This is a genomic window from Pusillimonas noertemannii, from assembly GCF_003096595.1.
GTDB classification, from domain to species: Bacteria; Pseudomonadota; Gammaproteobacteria; order Burkholderiales; family Burkholderiaceae_B; genus Pusillimonas; species Pusillimonas noertemannii.
The window spans coordinates 197,693-213,952 of sequence record NZ_QEKO01000001.1; the positions used below are offsets into that span (position 1 = coordinate 197,693).

Annotated in this window: 18 protein-coding genes; 11 read left to right on the plus strand and 7 right to left on the minus strand. The window is 59.9% G+C overall.

Going from position 1 to position 16,260, the window contains the following annotated elements:
• Positions 1-30: 30 nt before the first annotated feature.
• From rfbD to rfbB, 3 genes are all read left to right on the plus strand, one after another.
• Positions 31-1,176, plus strand: coding sequence for a dTDP-4-dehydrorhamnose reductase (gene rfbD, locus C7440_RS00915; protein ID WP_116517109.1), 1,146 nt, complete (start codon positions 31-33; stop codon positions 1,174-1,176).
• A gap of 169 nt (positions 1,177-1,345) precedes the next feature.
• Positions 1,346-2,713, plus strand: a complete 1,368-nt coding sequence (locus C7440_RS00920) for a chloride channel protein (protein ID WP_207775364.1) — start codon at positions 1,346-1,348, stop codon at positions 2,711-2,713.
• Positions 2,710-3,738 (plus strand): dTDP-glucose 4,6-dehydratase, encoded by a 1,029-nt coding sequence (gene rfbB / locus C7440_RS00925; RefSeq protein WP_116517110.1) that lies wholly within the window; start codon positions 2,710-2,712, stop codon positions 3,736-3,738. The genes C7440_RS00920 and rfbB overlap by 4 nt, the downstream gene beginning before the upstream one ends.
• A 38-nt stretch (positions 3,739-3,776) precedes the next feature.
• Here the strand turns inward: rfbB and C7440_RS00930 are convergent, their stop codons facing one another.
• Positions 3,777-4,523: a TrmB family transcriptional regulator gene (locus tag C7440_RS00930; protein WP_116517111.1), complete on the minus strand. Its 747-nt coding sequence runs from the start codon at positions 4,521-4,523 to the stop codon at positions 3,777-3,779.
• Between the two features lie 347 nt (positions 4,524-4,870).
• Between C7440_RS00930 and C7440_RS00935 the strand changes: the two genes are divergently transcribed.
• From C7440_RS00935 to C7440_RS00960, 6 genes are all read left to right on the plus strand, one after another.
• Positions 4,871-5,833 carry a carbon-nitrogen hydrolase family protein gene (locus C7440_RS00935; protein WP_116517112.1) on the plus strand — a complete coding sequence of 321 codons (963 nt, stop codon included), beginning with the start codon at positions 4,871-4,873 and terminating at the stop codon, positions 5,831-5,833.
• A complete protein-coding gene (locus C7440_RS00940) occupies positions 5,823-6,392 on the plus strand; it encodes a TRAP transporter small permease (protein WP_116517113.1) in 570 nt (189 codons plus the stop codon). Before C7440_RS00935 ends, C7440_RS00940 begins: the two co-directional genes overlap by 11 nt.
• The gene (locus C7440_RS00945) at positions 6,389-7,669 is read left to right on the plus strand and encodes a TRAP transporter large permease (RefSeq protein WP_116517114.1); all 1,281 of its coding nucleotides are present in this window, start codon (positions 6,389-6,391) and stop codon (positions 7,667-7,669) included. Before C7440_RS00940 ends, C7440_RS00945 begins: the two co-directional genes overlap by 4 nt.
• A gap of 58 nt (positions 7,670-7,727) precedes the next feature.
• A complete protein-coding gene (locus tag C7440_RS00950) occupies positions 7,728-8,771 on the plus strand; it encodes a TRAP transporter substrate-binding protein (RefSeq protein ID WP_116517115.1) in 1,044 nt (347 codons plus the stop codon).
• Positions 8,772-8,813: 42 nt separating this feature from the next.
• Positions 8,814-9,836 (plus strand): carbon-nitrogen hydrolase family protein, encoded by a 1,023-nt coding sequence (locus tag C7440_RS00955; protein WP_116517116.1) that lies wholly within the window; start codon positions 8,814-8,816, stop codon positions 9,834-9,836.
• A 64-nt stretch (positions 9,837-9,900) separates the two neighbouring features.
• On the plus strand, positions 9,901-10,311 hold the full coding sequence (locus C7440_RS00960) for a hypothetical protein (protein ID WP_116517117.1): 411 nt from the start codon (positions 9,901-9,903) through the stop codon (positions 10,309-10,311).
• Positions 10,312-10,328: 17 nt separating this feature from the next.
• Here C7440_RS00960 and C7440_RS00965 read toward each other — a convergent pair whose 3' ends face one another.
• The 6 genes from C7440_RS00965 to C7440_RS00990 all read right to left on the minus strand — a co-directional run bounded on the left by C7440_RS00965 (position 10,329) and on the right by C7440_RS00990 (position 14,735).
• Positions 10,329-10,709: a helix-turn-helix domain-containing protein gene (locus C7440_RS00965; RefSeq protein WP_116517118.1), complete on the minus strand. Its 381-nt coding sequence runs from the start codon at positions 10,707-10,709 to the stop codon at positions 10,329-10,331.
• Between the two features lie 2 nt (positions 10,710-10,711).
• On the minus strand, positions 10,712-11,014 hold the full coding sequence (locus C7440_RS00970) for a type II toxin-antitoxin system HigB family toxin (RefSeq protein ID WP_116517119.1): 303 nt from the start codon (positions 11,012-11,014) through the stop codon (positions 10,712-10,714).
• A 244-nt stretch (positions 11,015-11,258) separates the two neighbouring features.
• The gene (locus tag C7440_RS00975) at positions 11,259-11,672 is read right to left on the minus strand and encodes a VOC family protein (protein WP_116517120.1); all 414 of its coding nucleotides are present in this window, start codon (positions 11,670-11,672) and stop codon (positions 11,259-11,261) included.
• A 40-nt stretch (positions 11,673-11,712) separates the two neighbouring features.
• Positions 11,713-12,882 (minus strand): enolase C-terminal domain-like protein, encoded by a 1,170-nt coding sequence (locus C7440_RS00980; RefSeq protein WP_116517121.1) that lies wholly within the window; start codon positions 12,880-12,882, stop codon positions 11,713-11,715.
• Positions 12,883-12,903: 21 nt separating this feature from the next.
• Entirely contained in the window at positions 12,904-13,419 is a 516-nt protein-coding gene (locus tag C7440_RS00985; RefSeq protein WP_116517122.1) for an aromatic-ring-hydroxylating dioxygenase subunit beta, read from the minus strand.
• Entirely contained in the window at positions 13,416-14,735 is a 1,320-nt protein-coding gene (locus tag C7440_RS00990; protein ID WP_116517123.1) for an aromatic ring-hydroxylating oxygenase subunit alpha, read from the minus strand. Before C7440_RS00990 ends, C7440_RS00985 begins: the two co-directional genes overlap by 4 nt.
• A 177-nt stretch (positions 14,736-14,912) precedes the next feature.
• On the opposite strand from C7440_RS00990, the gene C7440_RS00995 reads away from it, so the two are divergent.
• A complete protein-coding gene (locus C7440_RS00995; RefSeq protein WP_116517124.1) occupies positions 14,913-15,506 on the plus strand; it encodes a TetR/AcrR family transcriptional regulator in 594 nt (197 codons plus the stop codon).
• 270 nt (positions 15,507-15,776) lie between these two features.
• Positions 15,777-16,238, plus strand: coding sequence for an SRPBCC family protein (locus C7440_RS01000; RefSeq protein ID WP_116517125.1), 462 nt, complete (start codon positions 15,777-15,779; stop codon positions 16,236-16,238).
• Positions 16,239-16,260 lie beyond the last annotated feature (22 nt).

Consider the following 16,260-nt stretch of genomic DNA (forward strand, 5'->3'; position numbering starts at 1 on the left):
GTGACATTTATCATACTGCAACGGGAAGAAATGAAAATAAATGTCCTCATCACCGGCGCCCACGGGCAACTGGGCCGCAGCCTGCAGAAGATGAAACCGCCTCATTGGGCGGTAACGGCATTGGGCTCGAAGCAGCTGGACATCACCGATGCGCAGGCCGTGCAGGAACAGGTCAGGGCGTTGCGCCCTGCGCTGATCATCAACGCTGCGGCCTATAACGCGGTGGATCGAGCCGAGCAAGAGCGCGAGCGCGCCTTTGCCGTCAATGCCCAGGGGCCCTTGAACCTTGCCCGCGCGGCCAACGAGGCGGGCGCCCGCCTGGTGCACGTTTCATCCGACTATGTATTCGACGGCCACAGCCGGCAGCCCTACGACGAGCAGGCTAAACCGAACCCCCTTAACGCCTATGGCGAATCCAAGCTGCAGGGCGAAAAATGGCTGTTGCGCGAGCAGCCGCATGCGTGGGTGCTGCGCACCGCCTGGGTCTTCAGCGCTGAGGGACAGAACTTTGTCGCGGCGATGCTGAAGGCGGCACAGCAGGGCCGGCCGCTGCGCGTGGTGGACGACCAGACCGGCGCGCCCACTTTTGCGGGCGATCTGGCCCAGGCCATTATCGCGCTGGCGGGCCTTGCCATGGCGGAACCTCGAAGCCGCGCGGCAGCTGGTGGCCCTGCGGCAGATGGCAGCCGCAGGGAAGGGGGGCTGGGCCCTCAACGCGTCCCTCATCCGGCGGGAGGCGTCTACCATTACAGCGGCTCAACCGCGCTGACGCGCTACGAATTTGCCCGCGCCATATTCCAGGCGGCTAACGTCGTGGCGGCAGACCCAGCCGGGACGGCACGGGCAGCAGGGGCAGTAGACCCAACCGGGACAGCATGGGCAGCAGGGGCAGTAGACCCAGCAGGCACAGGGGAATTGCAAGCGGCCCAGCCGTCAACCTCCAGCGGCGATCACCCGAGCGGCGGTCACCCGGGTGGAGAGAGCGCCGCGCGAACCCAGCAGCGCGATTATCTCGATATGCTTAGCCCCATTCCCTCTAGCGATTACCCCAGCGCCACCGTGCGCCCCAAGTATTCGGTGCTGAGCTGCAGCAAGATGGCCGCCCTGGGCATTCCCCCAAAGCCGCTGGCGGAAAGCCTGCCAGGCGTGGTGCGAGCGCTGATGGCAAGCCGCTAGCGCCACGACATTCCCAAGGGCATGCGTTGTCCGAACGAACTGCCCATGTATTTCGCACCGCGCTCGACCTCGCCCTGGCACCGTCCTCGCCCTCGCGTTCCCCGCTGCCACAAACGGGGGGCGGTAAAATCCCTTCACGCCCTTTAACCCGCAACCTTGACGGAACCGCATGCGACTGCCGCGCTTCAACCTTGTCGAGCCCCTCGTCATGCTGGCGACGGTGGTGCAGTGGCTGGTGCTGGCGACCCTTGCGGGCGTGGTGGTGGGAAGCGGCACCAGCCTTTTCCTGCACGGGCTGTTCTTTTTCATCGACAGCACCGCCTCGATACCCTTGTGGTTCCAGATGGTGCTGCTGCCCTTGGGCGGGCTGGCGAACGGCCTGCTGCTGTACTACGGCTACAGGCTGAACAAGACCGGCCTGAAAGATTCCGTCATCCAGGCGGTGCACAGCCAGTCGGGCAAAATGCCTTTCAAGACCCTGGCCATCAAGCCCATTGCGGCCATCATCACCCTGGCCTCGGGCGGCTCCGCCGGCAAAGAGGGGCCTTGCTCGCACCTGGGCGCTTCGCTGGCCGCGGGCATCGGCCGGACGCTGGGCCTGAACGCCGAATTGCAGAAGCGCATTGTGGCCTGCGGCGTCAGCGCCGGTTTCGCCAGCGTGTTCGGCACCCCCCTGGCCGGGGCCATCTATGGCGTCGAGGTGCTGGCCATAGGCCGCATCCGGCACGACTTCCTCTTTCCGGCCATCGTGGCCGGCGTAGTGTCGTACCAGGTCAGCCAGTGGTGGGGCGTGCCCTACACCTTCTACAGCCTGCTTGCGCTGCCCGAATTTTCGGAGTGGCTCTTTCTGAAGACCGTTGCCATCGGCGTGCTATGCGGCGTGGTGGCCTGGGTGTTCGTCGACGCCATCGCCGTTGCGCGCAAGGGCTTCGCCCGGCTGCAGCATCGGTTTTCGCTATGGCCGCCCTTGACGCCGCTGATAGGCGGCCTGCTGCTCGCGGCGCTGATACTTATCATTCCCACCGACTACCTGGGCCTGAGCCTGCCCATGATGGATGCTGCCCTGGAGGGCGAGCCCATGCCCTACCTGGGCTTCTTGTGGAAGACCCTGCTGGTGGCCATTACCCTGGGCTCGGGGTTCTACGGCGGCATCGTTACGCCGCAATTCGTTATTGGCGCCATTGCCGGCAACGCCTTTGCGCCCATGCTGGGCATCGACCCCGCGCTGGGCGCCGCGGTGGGACTGGTGGCCGTGGTGGCCTCAGCCTCGAACACCCCCATCGCCGCCATATTGATGGGCGTCGAACTGTTCGGCGGCACGCTGGGCACCGCCTACATAGCCGGCGCCGGCATTGCAGCGTATCTCATCATCGGGCATCGCAGCGTGTATCCGGACCAGCTCATCGCTTATTCCAAGACTTCGTGGATGCGGATTCGGCCCGACATGCCGCTGGGGCAAGAGAAAGTCTATCTTTCATATGGCCTGTTGCGCTGGCTGAGCACGCGCAGGCAGCGGAAAGGGCGGCGCCACTTATGAAATTGCTTATCACCGGCGGCGCCGGCTTCATCGGCTCGGCGCTGGTCCGGCACCTTATCAGCCATACCGGCGATGAAGTCGTCAACGTCGACAAGCTGACGTACGCCGGCAGCAAGCAAGCGCTGGCGCAGGTCTTGGCCAGCCCGCGCCATGTGTTCGAGCAGGTGGACATCTGCAACCGCAGCGAGCTGGACCGCATCTTTGCCCAACACCAGCCCCAGGCCGTCATGCACCTGGCAGCCGAGTCGCATGTGGATAGATCCATACACGGCCCCGACGCCTTCATACACAGCAATGTGGTGGGCACCTACACCTTGCTCGAGGCTGCGCGCCAATACTGGCAGGCCCTGCCGGCCGCAAGGCAAGGCGCCTTTCGCTTCCTGCACGTTTCCACCGACGAAGTCTATGGCGACCTTGGGGACAGCAGCGCCTCGTTCACCGAAGAAACCGCCTACGCGCCCAGCTCGCCCTATTCAGCCACCAAGGCGGCGTCGGACCATCTGGCGCACGCCTGGCGCCGCACCTACGGCCTGCCTGTGTTGACCAGCCACTGCACCAACAACTACGGCCCTTACCAGTTTCCCGAAAAGCTGATCCCGCGCATGATACTGAACGCCGTGCAGGGTCAGCCCTTGCCCTTGTATGGCCACGGCCGTCACGTGCGCGACTGGCTCTATGTGGACGACCACGTCCGCGCCCTGCGCATCATTCTCGAGCGGGGCGGGGTGGGCCAGACCTACAATGTCGGCGCCCACAACCCGCGGCAGAACATCGACGTCGTGCGCGCGGTATGCCGCCTGCTGGACGAATTGCACCCTCAAAGCCGCCCCACCGGCCCCTACGGCACGCCTGTTTCACACGAACACCTGATCACCCACGTGGAAGACCGCCCCGGCCACGACCTGCGCTACGCACTTGACGCCGGCAAGCTTCAGCGGGAACTGGGCTGGCAGCCGCAGGAAAGTTTCGAGTCCGGGTTAAGGAAGACGGTGGAGTGGTTTTTGCAGCGGCCTCGGATGCAATAGCCTGCCGCTGGTCTTTTTGCCGCATACGGGCTCGGCGTTCAGCCCGCCGGCCGGCTTAGCTCCCATATGGCATTGAAAAGCGTGCGCTGCATGGTGGCGAATTCAACGCTGTCGATGATCAGGCCGTAGTTTTCTTTCTTTGATGAAATAAGGCAGACGCGCTGGTCGTAGATGAAGGTGGTCATCGACAGCACCATGTGCGGGGGGCAATAGCGCAGGCTGCGCATTAGGTCGGGGCTGGAGGGCCATATGGGCTCGACGTCTTTTTGCTCGGATCGAATCACGTTCAGCCAGATGCCGTGCTTGATGCGGTCTTCGATATAGAGATCCATCTCTTCTTTTCCCGGCGTCTGCATCAGCTCTTCCATCGAAAGTATGCCATGCATGACTTTCGGCTCGCCGGTAGTGGTAAGGGTGTCGCGCAGGGCCGTGCGTATCCCTTCGATGCCTTCATAAAAGCGGATCTGGGGCTTGCCCTTGGCGCGGTTATACATCGAGCGAAGCTGGGGCATAAGCTGGTCAAGCATCTGCCGCCGTCCTTCCAGCCGTTCAAGCAACACGGTGGGATCTTGGGCCTCGACATACCGTTTCCCGTGCCGATGATGCAATACGACCAGCCCTTCCTGTTCAAGGCGGCTTAGCGCGTCGTAAGCGGTGGTGCGAACCAGGCCGGCGCGCGCAGCCACATCGGCAATGGGCGCCTCGCCCAACTCGATCGCCGCGGTATAGAGCTTGTAGAGGCTGCCCGTAATGCCGATGGTGGCCAGTTTCTTGGCGATGTCCATAGATTGCTTCCTGAAGGAGGTGAATCCAAAAGTGTATTGCGGAATGTGTCGCTTGCCCCATGGGCGGCGCACCAGCACCGACACCTATGATTTGTCGGAATTATCGGACAAAAATATCCAATTTGGCTCGAATGCCGCTCGTGGGAATGAGAATATACCGATGTAGAAAATCCGCGAAATCGATATAAAGCCATAAAATTCGGAAATTTACCTTAAATTCGGCCTAATTTTCCTTAAATAATAATTTTCGTCATATAGATAAAGCCCGCTAATGCGGGTATACCCCAGTTACTGTTTTGTATCAATTGTCTAATAATTACGACAAACAAGATTTCAGTGAACGGAATATGAAAGTTGGCGTGATACAAGCTGGGGGCGTGCCCTTCGACACCCCGGCCACTTTGGCACGGGTCGAGCAATGGGTTGCGCGGGCCGGGGCCGAAGCTTGCGAGCTGGTGCTGTTTCCCGAGGCGTTTCTTGGCGGCTATCCCAAAGGCGATGGTTTTGGCGTAGCCGTGGGTGTGCGTACCGAAAAAGGGCGCGACGATTTCGCCCGCTATTTTGCTACCTCTATCCAGGTGCCGGGCCCTGAAACCCAGCGCATATCGCGCGCGGCCCAGCAAGCCAAGGCCTTCGTCGTTATCGGCGTGATTGAGCGCGAGCTGGGTACCCTGTATTGCACCGTGCTGTACTTCGGGCCCGACGGCGTCTTGCTGGGCAGGCATCGCAAGCTTATGCCCACCGCGGGCGAGCGTGTAGTGTGGGGCTATGGCGACGGCTCAACCCTGCCGGTGTTCGATACGCCCATCGGCAAGATGGGGGCTGTCATTTGCTGGGAAAACTACATGCCGATGCTGCGCATGGCTATGTATGCCAAGAACATAGCCCTGTATTGCGCGCCCACGGCCGACGACAGGCCCACCTGGCTGCCCACCGTGCAGCACATCGCCCGTGAGGGCCGCTGCTATGTGCTTTCAAGCTGCCAGGTATTGCGGCGCAACGATTTTCCCGCCGATTACGACTGCGTCATTACTCAAGACCCCGACGCCTTGTTGATGCGTGGCGGCAGCGTCATCGTCGATCCGCTCGGAAACATCTTGGCCGGCCCTGTCTTTGACGAAGAAACCTTGCTTACGGCCGAGCTGGATGCCGCGCAAATCGCGCGCGGCAAGCTTGACTTCGATGCGGCGGGCAACTATGCCCGCCCCGACGTCTTTCAACTGCAGGTGAACGAAACCCCCTTGTCGGCGGTTGCGTTCACCGATCGCGACACTACAGTTTCCCTACCTGGAGCACTTCATGACAACTGATCACGCCGACACCTCGCCCAGCGCGTTGGGCAAGGCGGTAAACGGCTTTATGTTTCTGCTGGCGCAGATCGCCTCAATTTGTTTTGCTGCGGCCTTGGTCATCAATTTTGCCAACGTCGTCGGCCGCTATGTGTTTCATGCCCCCATTTTCTGGGCGGAAGAAATCACCATCGTTCTGATCATCTGGGCGGTGTGCCTGATGTCGTTTCGCCTGACATTGCGTGGCGAACATCTGGTCACCGACATTCTGCGCCCTTACCTGCCTGTTTCAATGCAAAAAGTGCTGGTCACCTTTACTACCCTTGTCGGCATGGCGCTAAGCATATTCATCGTGTATTACGCGTTTAAGGTCGTCGACCTGGTGCATCGCCTGGGACAGGTTACCGTCGTGGCCGAAATGCCCAAGTCGGTTGCCTATGGGTCCATACTGGTGTGCTTCGTGCTGGCCGTGGCCGGCGCGGCGTTGCGCATCGGCAATCTTCTTAAGGGAGACCGCCGTGCCTTGTCGCCCCACGATACGCTCGACGTGCCTGAAGTGGCCGAAGCGAGGGCAGCATGAGTCTATCCCTTGCCTTGGCGGTAGTGCCCGCCGTCACGCTGATATTCGGGCTGCCCATCTATCTGGTGCTGCTCGCCAGTTCGGCCGTTGCCATTCTTATGTATATGAATGTGCCGGCCACGGTCATTCCCCAGATCATGTTCGGCGGCCTCGACAAGTTCGCATTGCTGGCCGTGCCGTTCTTTATTTTCGCGGGCGACATCATGGCGCGCGGCGGAGTGTCACGCCGCATTGTCGATTGCATTCTGGCCTTGTTTGGCCGGCAGCGCGCCGCCAGGCCCATTACCACCATCGCGGCTAGCGAATTCTTCGGCGCCGTCTCGGGCAGCAGCCCGGCCACGGTGGCCGCCGTAGGCAAGCTGATGTACCCCAGCCTGCGCGAAGGGGGGTACGGCGAGAAATTCTCTCTGGGCCTGATCACATCGGCTGGCGGTATTGCCAGCGTCATGCCTCCGAGCATACTCATGATTCTGTATGGCGCCTCGGCCGAAGAATCGGTGGCCGAGCTGTTTGCCGCGGGCGTCATTCCTGCTTTGCTGCTGGGGTTTGCCACCGTTCTTTATATCTTGTGGTATGCGCGCAAGGTGCCCAAAGCACAGGAGATAAAGCGCAGTGGCTCTGAAACACTTCGCCTGGTCATGGGTGCGCTGCCGGCACTGGGTACACCCGTGGTCATCCTGGGCGGCATCTACAGCGGCATTTTCTCGCCCACCGAATCAGCAGGTGTGGCGGGCATCTATGGCATTCTCGTTACGCGCTTCATCTATCGTGAGCTTTCCTGGAAAGAACTGTGGAGCGTGGTCGAGAGTTCCACACGCCTAACTGCCCAGATACTTATCGTGGTGGCGGCGTCGGGTGTGTTCTCGTGGGTGCTTACCACCAGCGGCGTGCCTCAGCAGGTAGTCGAGTTTGTGGGTTCCAGCAGCGAAAGCTATTGGTCGACCCTGATCGTCATCAATATCTTCCTGCTTATCGTGGGCTGCCTTATCGACCCGATTTCCGCAATTGTATTGCTCACTCCCATCTTGCTGCCCATTGTGCAGCATCTGGGAATCGATCTGGTCCACTTCGGGGTCATCATGGCGGTAAACCTCAGCATCGGCATGTTCACGCCGCCTTTCGGGCTGAACATCTTTACCTCGCACGCCTTGTTCGGCGCCCGCATGTCAACCATTTGCGCCGGCCTAGTGCCATTCATTCTCTTGCAGGTTTCGGTTCTGTTCTTGATTACGTTCATACCGTGGCTGTCGCTGGTCGGGGCAGGCTGGGTTAAATGATCGGCATTGAATCGCATGATGCCGTGTTCTTACACTAAAAACAGATAGGAAGATCGTTATGTCGAATTTCATTCAAAAGAAGGCACAGAAGCTTTCGGTTTCAACCATCGCAGGCGCTTTCAGCCTGGCCGCCGTATGTGCCCTGGGCCTGGTCGGCAACACTGCCATGGCCAAAGAGTACAAAATGAAACTGGCCACGGCCACCGTCAACGACGTGCAGACCGAGGCCATCAAGAAGCTGGCCAAGCGTATTGAAGAGCGCAGTGAAGGCCGCATCAAGACCGAGCTTTATCCCGCCGCGCAGTTGGGTTCGAACACGCGCATGATCGAAGGCCTGCAGTTCGGCACCATCGAGTTCTACACTGGTCCCGCCGCCTACCTGGTGGGGGTTGATTCCCGCTATCAGGCCATGGACGTACCCGGTGTGTTCAAAGATGCCCGCCACGCCCAGCGCACGTTCAGCGACCCAGAGTTCCGCGACTACTTCATGGCCATCGGCGAAAGCAAGGGCCTGGTCGGCCTGGGTATGTACATCTACGGCAACACGGCCTTTACCACAGCATTCGAAGGCAAGACGCTGGCCGACTTTGAAGGAAAGAAGGTTCGTGTTCTGGCTTCGCGCATCGAGCGCAAGGGTGCTGAACTGATGGGTGCCACCGCCGTGCCGGTGGACTTCAGCGAGATGGTCACCGCGCTTCAGCAAGGCACCATCGATGGCATCAAGAGCTCGCCTCCCGCTTTTACCTCGCTCAAGCTCTACAACATCGTCGACAACATCACCGCCACTGAAGACGGCGTGATGGGCGAAGTGATGCTGGCCAGCAAAATGTGGTGGGATACCCTTCCCGACGACCTCAAGACCATCATCAAGGAAGAGGCCGTTGCGCTCGAACCCGAACTGTACGACTTCGTACTGCAGGATCAAGCCAAGGCCTACAAGACTTGGCAAGAGCAGGGCGGCAATGTGTTCCAGCTGCCCGAAGAAGAGCGCAGCAAGCTGCTTGAGGACATGAAGCAGGCCACGATCGAGTTGATGGCCGAGAACAAGGCCAACGCCGAAGTCATGGATCTGACTCTTAAGGTCGCCGAGCGAGTTAAGTAAGCTTGCAGGCGCATATACTCTCGTTGTAGCAGGATGGATAGCATGATCAACTTACCTCAAGTGAAAGTGGCCGCGGTACAGGCTGCCCCCGTATTCCTCGATACCGACGCCACCATCGACAAGGCGTGCGCGATCATCGCCGAAGCGGCCCGCAATGGCGCGCAGTTGGTCGCCTTTCCCGAGGTGTTCGTATCAGGCTATCCATACTGGAGCTGGATCATGTCGCCGGTACAAGGAAGCCCCTGGTTCGACAAACTATGCCGCAGCGCCGTCGAAGTGCCCGGCCCCGAGATACAGCGCGTGGCGCATGCTGCCAAACAGCACGGCGTGCATGTGGTTATTGGCGTGAACGAGCGCAACCCTGCCGGCATTGCCACGGTGTACAACACCATGGTGTTCATCGGCCCCGACGGCAAGCTGCTGGGCCGCCACCGCAAGCTCGTGCCCACCTGGGCCGAAAAGCTCACTTGGACCAACGGCGACGGTTCGTCACTGCGTGTGTACGATACCGCCATCGGAAAGCTGGGTGGCCTGGCTTGCGGTGAGAACACCAATACATTGGCGCGTTTCAGTCTGCTGGCACAGGGCGAGTTGTTGCATGTGGCGTCGTATATCTCGCTGCCTGTAGCACCGCCCGACTACGACATGGCCGAGGCCATCAAGGTACGTGGCATGGCCCATAGTTTCGAGGGCAAGGTCTTTACGGTTATTTCGTGTTCCACCGTCAGCGAAGAAATCATCCAGGCCATGTCGGCTGAAGTGCCCGAGTCCGAAGCCATGCTCCGACGCAAGAACAGCGCGTTCTCGGGCGTTATCGGGCCTGATGGACGCGTGGTGGGCGAGCCTTTGATCGACGACGAAGGCATTGTGTACGCAGACGCCGACCTTTCACGATGCCTTCAGCCTCGCCAGATGCACGACATTATCGGGCACTACAACCGCTTCGACATTTTTGACCTAAGGGTCAACCGGCGCCCGCAGCAGGCCGCGCAGTTCCTGAACGACGCGCAAGAGCCCGAAAACCTGAATCTCGAAGAGTCTGAACCGGATCCCGCGTTTCTCTGACCTACACTATGGGCATGACATTACGCGCTGTAGCGCTTAAATCAAGAAAACCACAATTCTTGCCATGCCCAACCCGCCTCCCATCTTCGAACGCAAGAAACCCGCGAAGCGCCAGAGCTCGCTGGTCTGGATCTTCGAGCGGTTCGAGTTCGACCCAGGCTATATGCGCTCGCGCATGTTCGGCTGCGAAACGGCGTATATCGACGGCATGCTTTGCCTGGGCGTCATCGATCGGGGCGCCGAGCCCTGGAGCGGGCTGCTGGTGTGCACCTCGCACGAGCACCATGCCGCGCTGATGGAAGAAATGCCCGCCCTGAACCCGCACGGGGTGCTGGGAAAATGGCTTTACATATCGCAGGAAGATGCGGCGTTCGAAGATACGGCGGACAGGCTGGCGGAACTGGTGCTGGCCCGCGACCCGCGCGTGGGCATCGAGCCCAAAGGGCGCCGCCGAGCTCGGCGGGGTAACGCGTAAGTAGTTCGAAGCACTAATCAGGTGGGTTCCTGCGTGATAGACGCCCGTATCAAGCTCTCGGCGGGAATTCCCAATTGTTGATGCAACTTGCGAATCATCGGCAAAGTTAGCGGGCGCTTTCTGTTCAATACTTCGTAAACACGGTTTCGCCTGCCTATCATGGGCTCAAGGTCTTTTGCCGTGAGGCCGCCTTGCTCCATGCGAAACTTGATTGCTTCAACCGGGTCGGGAAGATCGATGGGAAAATGCTTGGCCTCGTAGGCTTGCACCAATGTAGTCAGTACATCCAGGCGATCACCCTCTGAAGTGCCGAGTTCAGGGTCGCTTTGCATGAGCCGGGAAATTTCTTTAAGCGTGTTTTTGTAGTCGCTATCAGTATGAATTGGACGGATGTCCATAGCTACTCCATTTCAACAGTGTCGGCGTCGACCTTGTCGTATTCGGCATGTGTGCCAATGAATTTCACATAGACGATACCCAGTCGATATGCGATAGAGGCTATTAGACGGTAGTCGTTGCCTCTGATATTAAATACAACGCGCCGACTCTTCAGGATGCTGGCATTTCGAAACTGAGCCTTGATATCGGCTGGTTGTGTCCAATGCGCCTGGGTTGTTTGGTCGAGCCAAATCTTAATGGGCTGTTCAGCCTTTGGGTGCAGGGCCCAAAACTGACGCAGTATGCGGGTTGAAATCACTCGCATGAATAATATTAGTCCCAAATTGGGACATTCGCAAGGGCCACTGTTTGAGCAAGCGGCTTACGTTAGAGGGAGGGCGGGATTGAGCGAAAGCGTCGGCTCATTGTTGGATAGTACGGACGCTTCTGCCGGGACGACAAGATCGGAAAGTACGTGACTTACTTTCCAGTCGAGCCCAAGGGCAAAGGCCGGCGCACGCGCGGCGAAGCCTAGCGGTGCAGCTGGGCTGGGCGTAGGGTGGCGGGGCTCAGGCCTGCGACTTGTGCTTTTTTACGATTGTCCAAGGGTGTTCGGAAACATCAAAGACCACGCCGAAGGGGTCCTTGAACTTGGATTCGGCGTCAACGCCGGGGTAGGTGTCGGGAATCTTCAGAAAGAAGCTGCCGCCTTCCGACTTGATCTTGTCGGCGGTGGCGTCTTCGTTGTCGACGACGAAGCCGATATGGTGAATGCCCGCCCAGTCGGGGCCATTGATCTGGCCGCCCTTTCCGTCTGGAAAATTCAGCAAGGTCAGATTGACGGTGCCGTCCGAGAGCATGACGGCATTGCCGATGGGCGAGGTCGCTTCGGCCACACGCTCGAGTTCGAGGGCGGTTTCATAGAACGAGGCGGCGCGCTCCAGGTCGGGCACTTGAATCGCAACATGTCTTAATTTGGCCATGTCAGGCTCCTAAAGGGAATATGCAAGCACAAATGCGTCGTCATGGAATCATTTCTGTGAAAAGACGCTGCAGGCCGGGCATGTGCTCTAGCCCGACACCGGGTTTGTCGCCAAGCTGCAGGTAGCCGTCCACCACACGATAGTCATTGGGGTAGGGCCCCAGCAAGGGGTGGGCCGGAGCGGTTTCATGCCCGCCCAGCCCCAGGCCGGCGGCGGCATGGGCCGCCAGCAGGTGGCCGGCGTGCGGAATACAGGCGCTCTTGTTCCAGCCCAGCGTGGCCATCAGCTCGATGATCCGGGTGTACTCGACTATGCCGTAGCCAAGGGAAATGTCCACATTGAGCATGTCGCGGCCGGGCCGCAGGCCGCCGTAGCGCAGCAGATTGCGCGTGTCGGCCAGCGAAAACAGGTTCTCGCCAGTGGAGACGGGCGTCTGCGAGTGCCGGGCGCAGTGGGCCAGCAATTGGTAGTCAAGCGCCTCGACCGGCTCTTCAAGCCAGGCCAGGCCATACGGCTGCAGGGCCTCGAGCCAGGGCAGGGCGTTGTGCTCGGCAAGACAGCCGTTGAAGTCGACAGACAAGGCCGAGGCGTTGTCGCCCAGGGTGCGGATGACGGCTTCGATGCGCTGCTGGTCTTCGGCGATGCTCAGGGCGCCGGTCTTGATCTTGAAGCGGCGGTAGCCTTGGTCTTGATAGCGGGCAATTTCGTCGGCAAGGCCCTTTGCCCCCACGCCGGGGCGGTAATGGCCCCCGCTGGCGTAGATGGCCGTGCGCGACGGCTGCCGCGCGCCCGGAAAGCGCTCATTCAGTAGCGCCCAGAGCGGCTTGTGTTCTATCTTGGCCTGAAGATCCCAGGCCGCGGCGTCCAGCAGCCCCACGGCGCCGGCCCGCTCGCCGTGGCCCCCGGCCTTTTCATTTTTCATCATCAGCGCCCACAGCTTGAAGGGGTCGATGCCTGCGCCGGCGGCGGCGCCGTAGCTTTCGGGGCTGGCCTGCAGAATGCGGGGTATGAAGCGCTCTTGCAGCAGGGCGCCATGTCCGTATCGCCCGATGGAATCAAACGCCAGGCCCACCAGCGGCTTGCCGTTGCGCAACTGGTCGGAGACCAGCACCACTGCGCTGGCTGTCATGGTGTCGAAGCTGATGCCGGCATTGCTCATGCCCGAGGCCAGGCTGACAGTCCGCTCGATGATGTTGACAATGCGTGCCATGGATAGCTTTGCGCCCCGGGTCTACATCAAGCTCATGAATGCGCTGTGCACGGTGTCACAGTCGACCAGGTCGATGCGCTTCGAGGCGATTTTCAGCCCTGCCGGCGTATCGCGCAGCACGTGGCGGCACTGGGCCGAGAACAGTCGCCGCACTTCTTCGCGGCACTCGTGAACGAAAGCAGTGGAATAGACTTGCAGGTCGTCGCTGCGCCCAGGCTCGGCGTCGAGAATGATATTGCCGATGATGCGCGTGCTGCGGGGCGGCGCCATGGTCTGGTAGGTGCGCGGGTCGCTCAGCCGCCGTACCCGCATGGAAAGCAGGTCTTTGTTGTCGTAGATGATGGAAGGAATGTTCAACGGGTCTGTCTGGCCCGGGGTGGCGGGTATCCAGTAGATGGCGTCTTCGGTGAACAGATCAAGCCATTCGGTGAAGCGACCCTGGTCCAGCAGCCGGGCTTCGCAATACAGAAACTGCTGTACCCGCACAAGGCCGGCGTTGCCGGTTTCGCAGTCCAGATCCTGGGTAATGTCGTTCATGCATGCGCTCCGTCTGTCATGTAGCCCAGCCAGGCCTTGAACTGCGACCTGATCGGCGCCTCGGTGGCGGCCGATATGGTTCCGCCGCCTGGAAATGGCTTGTCCAGGTCTGCGCCGCGGCTCATGTCTATCCAGGCTTCATCGTCGCTGCCGCTTAGCCCTGTATTGCAGCGTTCAAAAATGGCGGCGTCGTCGCCGTAGATCATGGAGGCGGGCGAGCTGAGGTTGGTGAGGAAGCGCACCGCCCGATGGTAGATCTGCTCGGGGGCGCCCACCAGCCTGAAGCAGCGCGACACGACTAGTGTGCGATCGGGGGCCACGGGGTAGACCATACGCAATTGGTGATACTGCGCGTTGATGCTCAGGTTGGGGTAGACAAGGTTGTTGAAGCGGTCGAGGTTCAGTATTTGGCTGGCGCGCTCTTCGCCATACGCCTGCTTCATAATCGCCTCGTACTCGTCTCGAACCGGATCAGATTCTTTCCGTGCCAGCAGGCGGCTTCGATAGATGCCGTCCATATAGCTGTGGCCGCCCGGCAGGGCCACGAGCTCTATGCCTTCCCATTCTTTCTTGGTAAAGGCGTTTCCCTGCAGCATTTCGCGGGTCTGGCCGTCGTCGAACGGGGTGGGTTCGGCCTGGTGCTGGCGCGCCGTCATTACCGAAGAGCTATGCACCACGCCCGGATGTATGGTGTCGTTGGCGTTTTCATGATGCATCTTCCAGTTGGCCTTGAACTCGAGCCGAAAGGCCGTATCGGAAAGTTCAAGCTGCCCCACGGGCGAGCGATCGACCAGATTGTCGATGGCGCCGCGCATGGGGCCAAGAAAATCTGCCAGCGAAGGCCCGTTTTCGCTCAGGCTTGCAAAAATGAAGCCGCGATAGCTGTCGACGCGCGGCGCGCGCGCAAGCGAATTGCGGGGCGATTCCATGTCGAAACCCGCCGGATAGCTTTGCCGGTGAGGCACCCCCCGCAGCGTGCCCTGCAGGTCGAACATCCATTGGTGGTAGCCACAGACCATGCGCGAGGTGTTGCCCTGGTGCTCGTTGCAGAGCGTGGCGCCCCGGTGCGTACAGCGGTTTTGCAGCACGTTGAGCTGGCCGTGTTCGTCGCGCGTGACAAGGTAGTCATACGTGCCCAGCCTGGTCCTGACGAAGTCTCCGGCCTTGCGCAACTGGCTTTCGTGCGCCACATACAGCCACACTTTGCCAAAGATGCGCTCCATCTCGAGATCGAAGACGGCCTGGTCGGTATAAACGCTTCTATGGACGGTGGACGGGGTGACCAGCGCTTTGATGGTGTCGACACTGAGTGCCATGAGATTCTCCAGCCATCGCGTGAATAATAAGTGTTATTCTGTTTTGAAAGGATGCGGGGTGTCAATGGTGTTTGCTTCCGCGTACGTGTAAACACTAATGCGACGCAAGGTAGAATGGGATGCCGCTCTGTATCGCGGGGGCGGAAGTTGATGGACCGCTAAAAGGAAAACCACGGAATGGCGCAAATAAAGAAGCGTGAGGTGCGGGATGCGATCCTGGTCTCCGCGTTCGACTTGTTCTGCCGAAAAGGGTACACGGCCACCACCATGGCCGAAGTGGCCCGCCAGGCCGAGGTCAACATCGGTACGCTGTATGTGTACTTTGATTCCAAGCTTGCCATACTGTATGCGTTGTACCGCCCCTGGCAGGAAGAACAGCTGCGCAACCTGGCCGAGTCGGTTCGAAAGATGCGTTCGCCGGCGATGCGCCTGCGTCGGCTTTTCACCGGGCTCTGGGCCGACATACCCGCGGCCGACCATTCCTTTGCAAACACGCTGATGGAGGCGCTTCCCGCGTCTCCGGCCGACGCCGGAAAGCAAGACAACCTGCTCGAAGATGTCGAGGTGTTCCTTACCGAGCTGCTGAAGGAAATCTTACCAGAGCATCGCCATTGCCTGCTGCGCGGCGGCCTGCTCTCGCACCTGATCTGGATGGCGTTTGACGGCTACACCATCAACAGCCGCCTGCGCGATCTTCGAGACATTTCAGCAACGGCCGATCTGTTCAGCGACCTGCTGATGGGGGTAGAGCCGCAAGACGCGGCTTCATAAGAGCCGCTACTCCCTTCTAAATTACATTCTTTTTTGGCCCGTTTCAACGTAGGCGGGCGACAGCAAACAACGGCCCCGGAAGGGGCCTTTTTGTTGTGCATTCTTTAGGGATTACCCGTAAAAAAAGGGAGTTTGCAGGGTTATCACTGATGATTTCAGGGTCTTTCCGGCGTCGCCGCCGTTGACAGCCTTCATGGTTGAATCCAGTATGGCACTTAGTTTTGAAATGAGAAATTGATTCAAGCAGAGTGACTCAAGGGATGTATAACCATGGAAATGTCTAGCGAACGGCTCATCGAGGCTCCCCCGGGGGCCGTCTGGAAAGCGTTGAACGACCTTGAAACGCTGCGAACCTGTATTACAGGCTGCGAACGCATCCAGGAAAAAGAGCCCGACATCTACGACGTCGCCATGTCGGTCAAGATCGGGCCGGTCAATGCCAAGTTCAAAGGCCAGCTGTCGCTGCTGGACGTTCAAGAGCCAACCGCTTACACCATACGCTTCGAAGGCCAGGGGGGCGTGGCCGGCTTCGCCAAGGGTTCTGCCACCGTGCATCTTCAGCCCCAGGAAGACGAGAACCAAACCATGCTGTGCTACAGCGCCTCGGCCCAGGTCGGCGGCAAGCTGGCGCAGCTGGGTTCGCGTCTGATCGACAGCGCCGCAAAGAAGATGGCCGACGACTTCTTCGACAAATTCACTTCATCGTTTTCAGCCGATACAGAGCAGGCTTAGCAGCAGAGCGGTATTCCTTCAA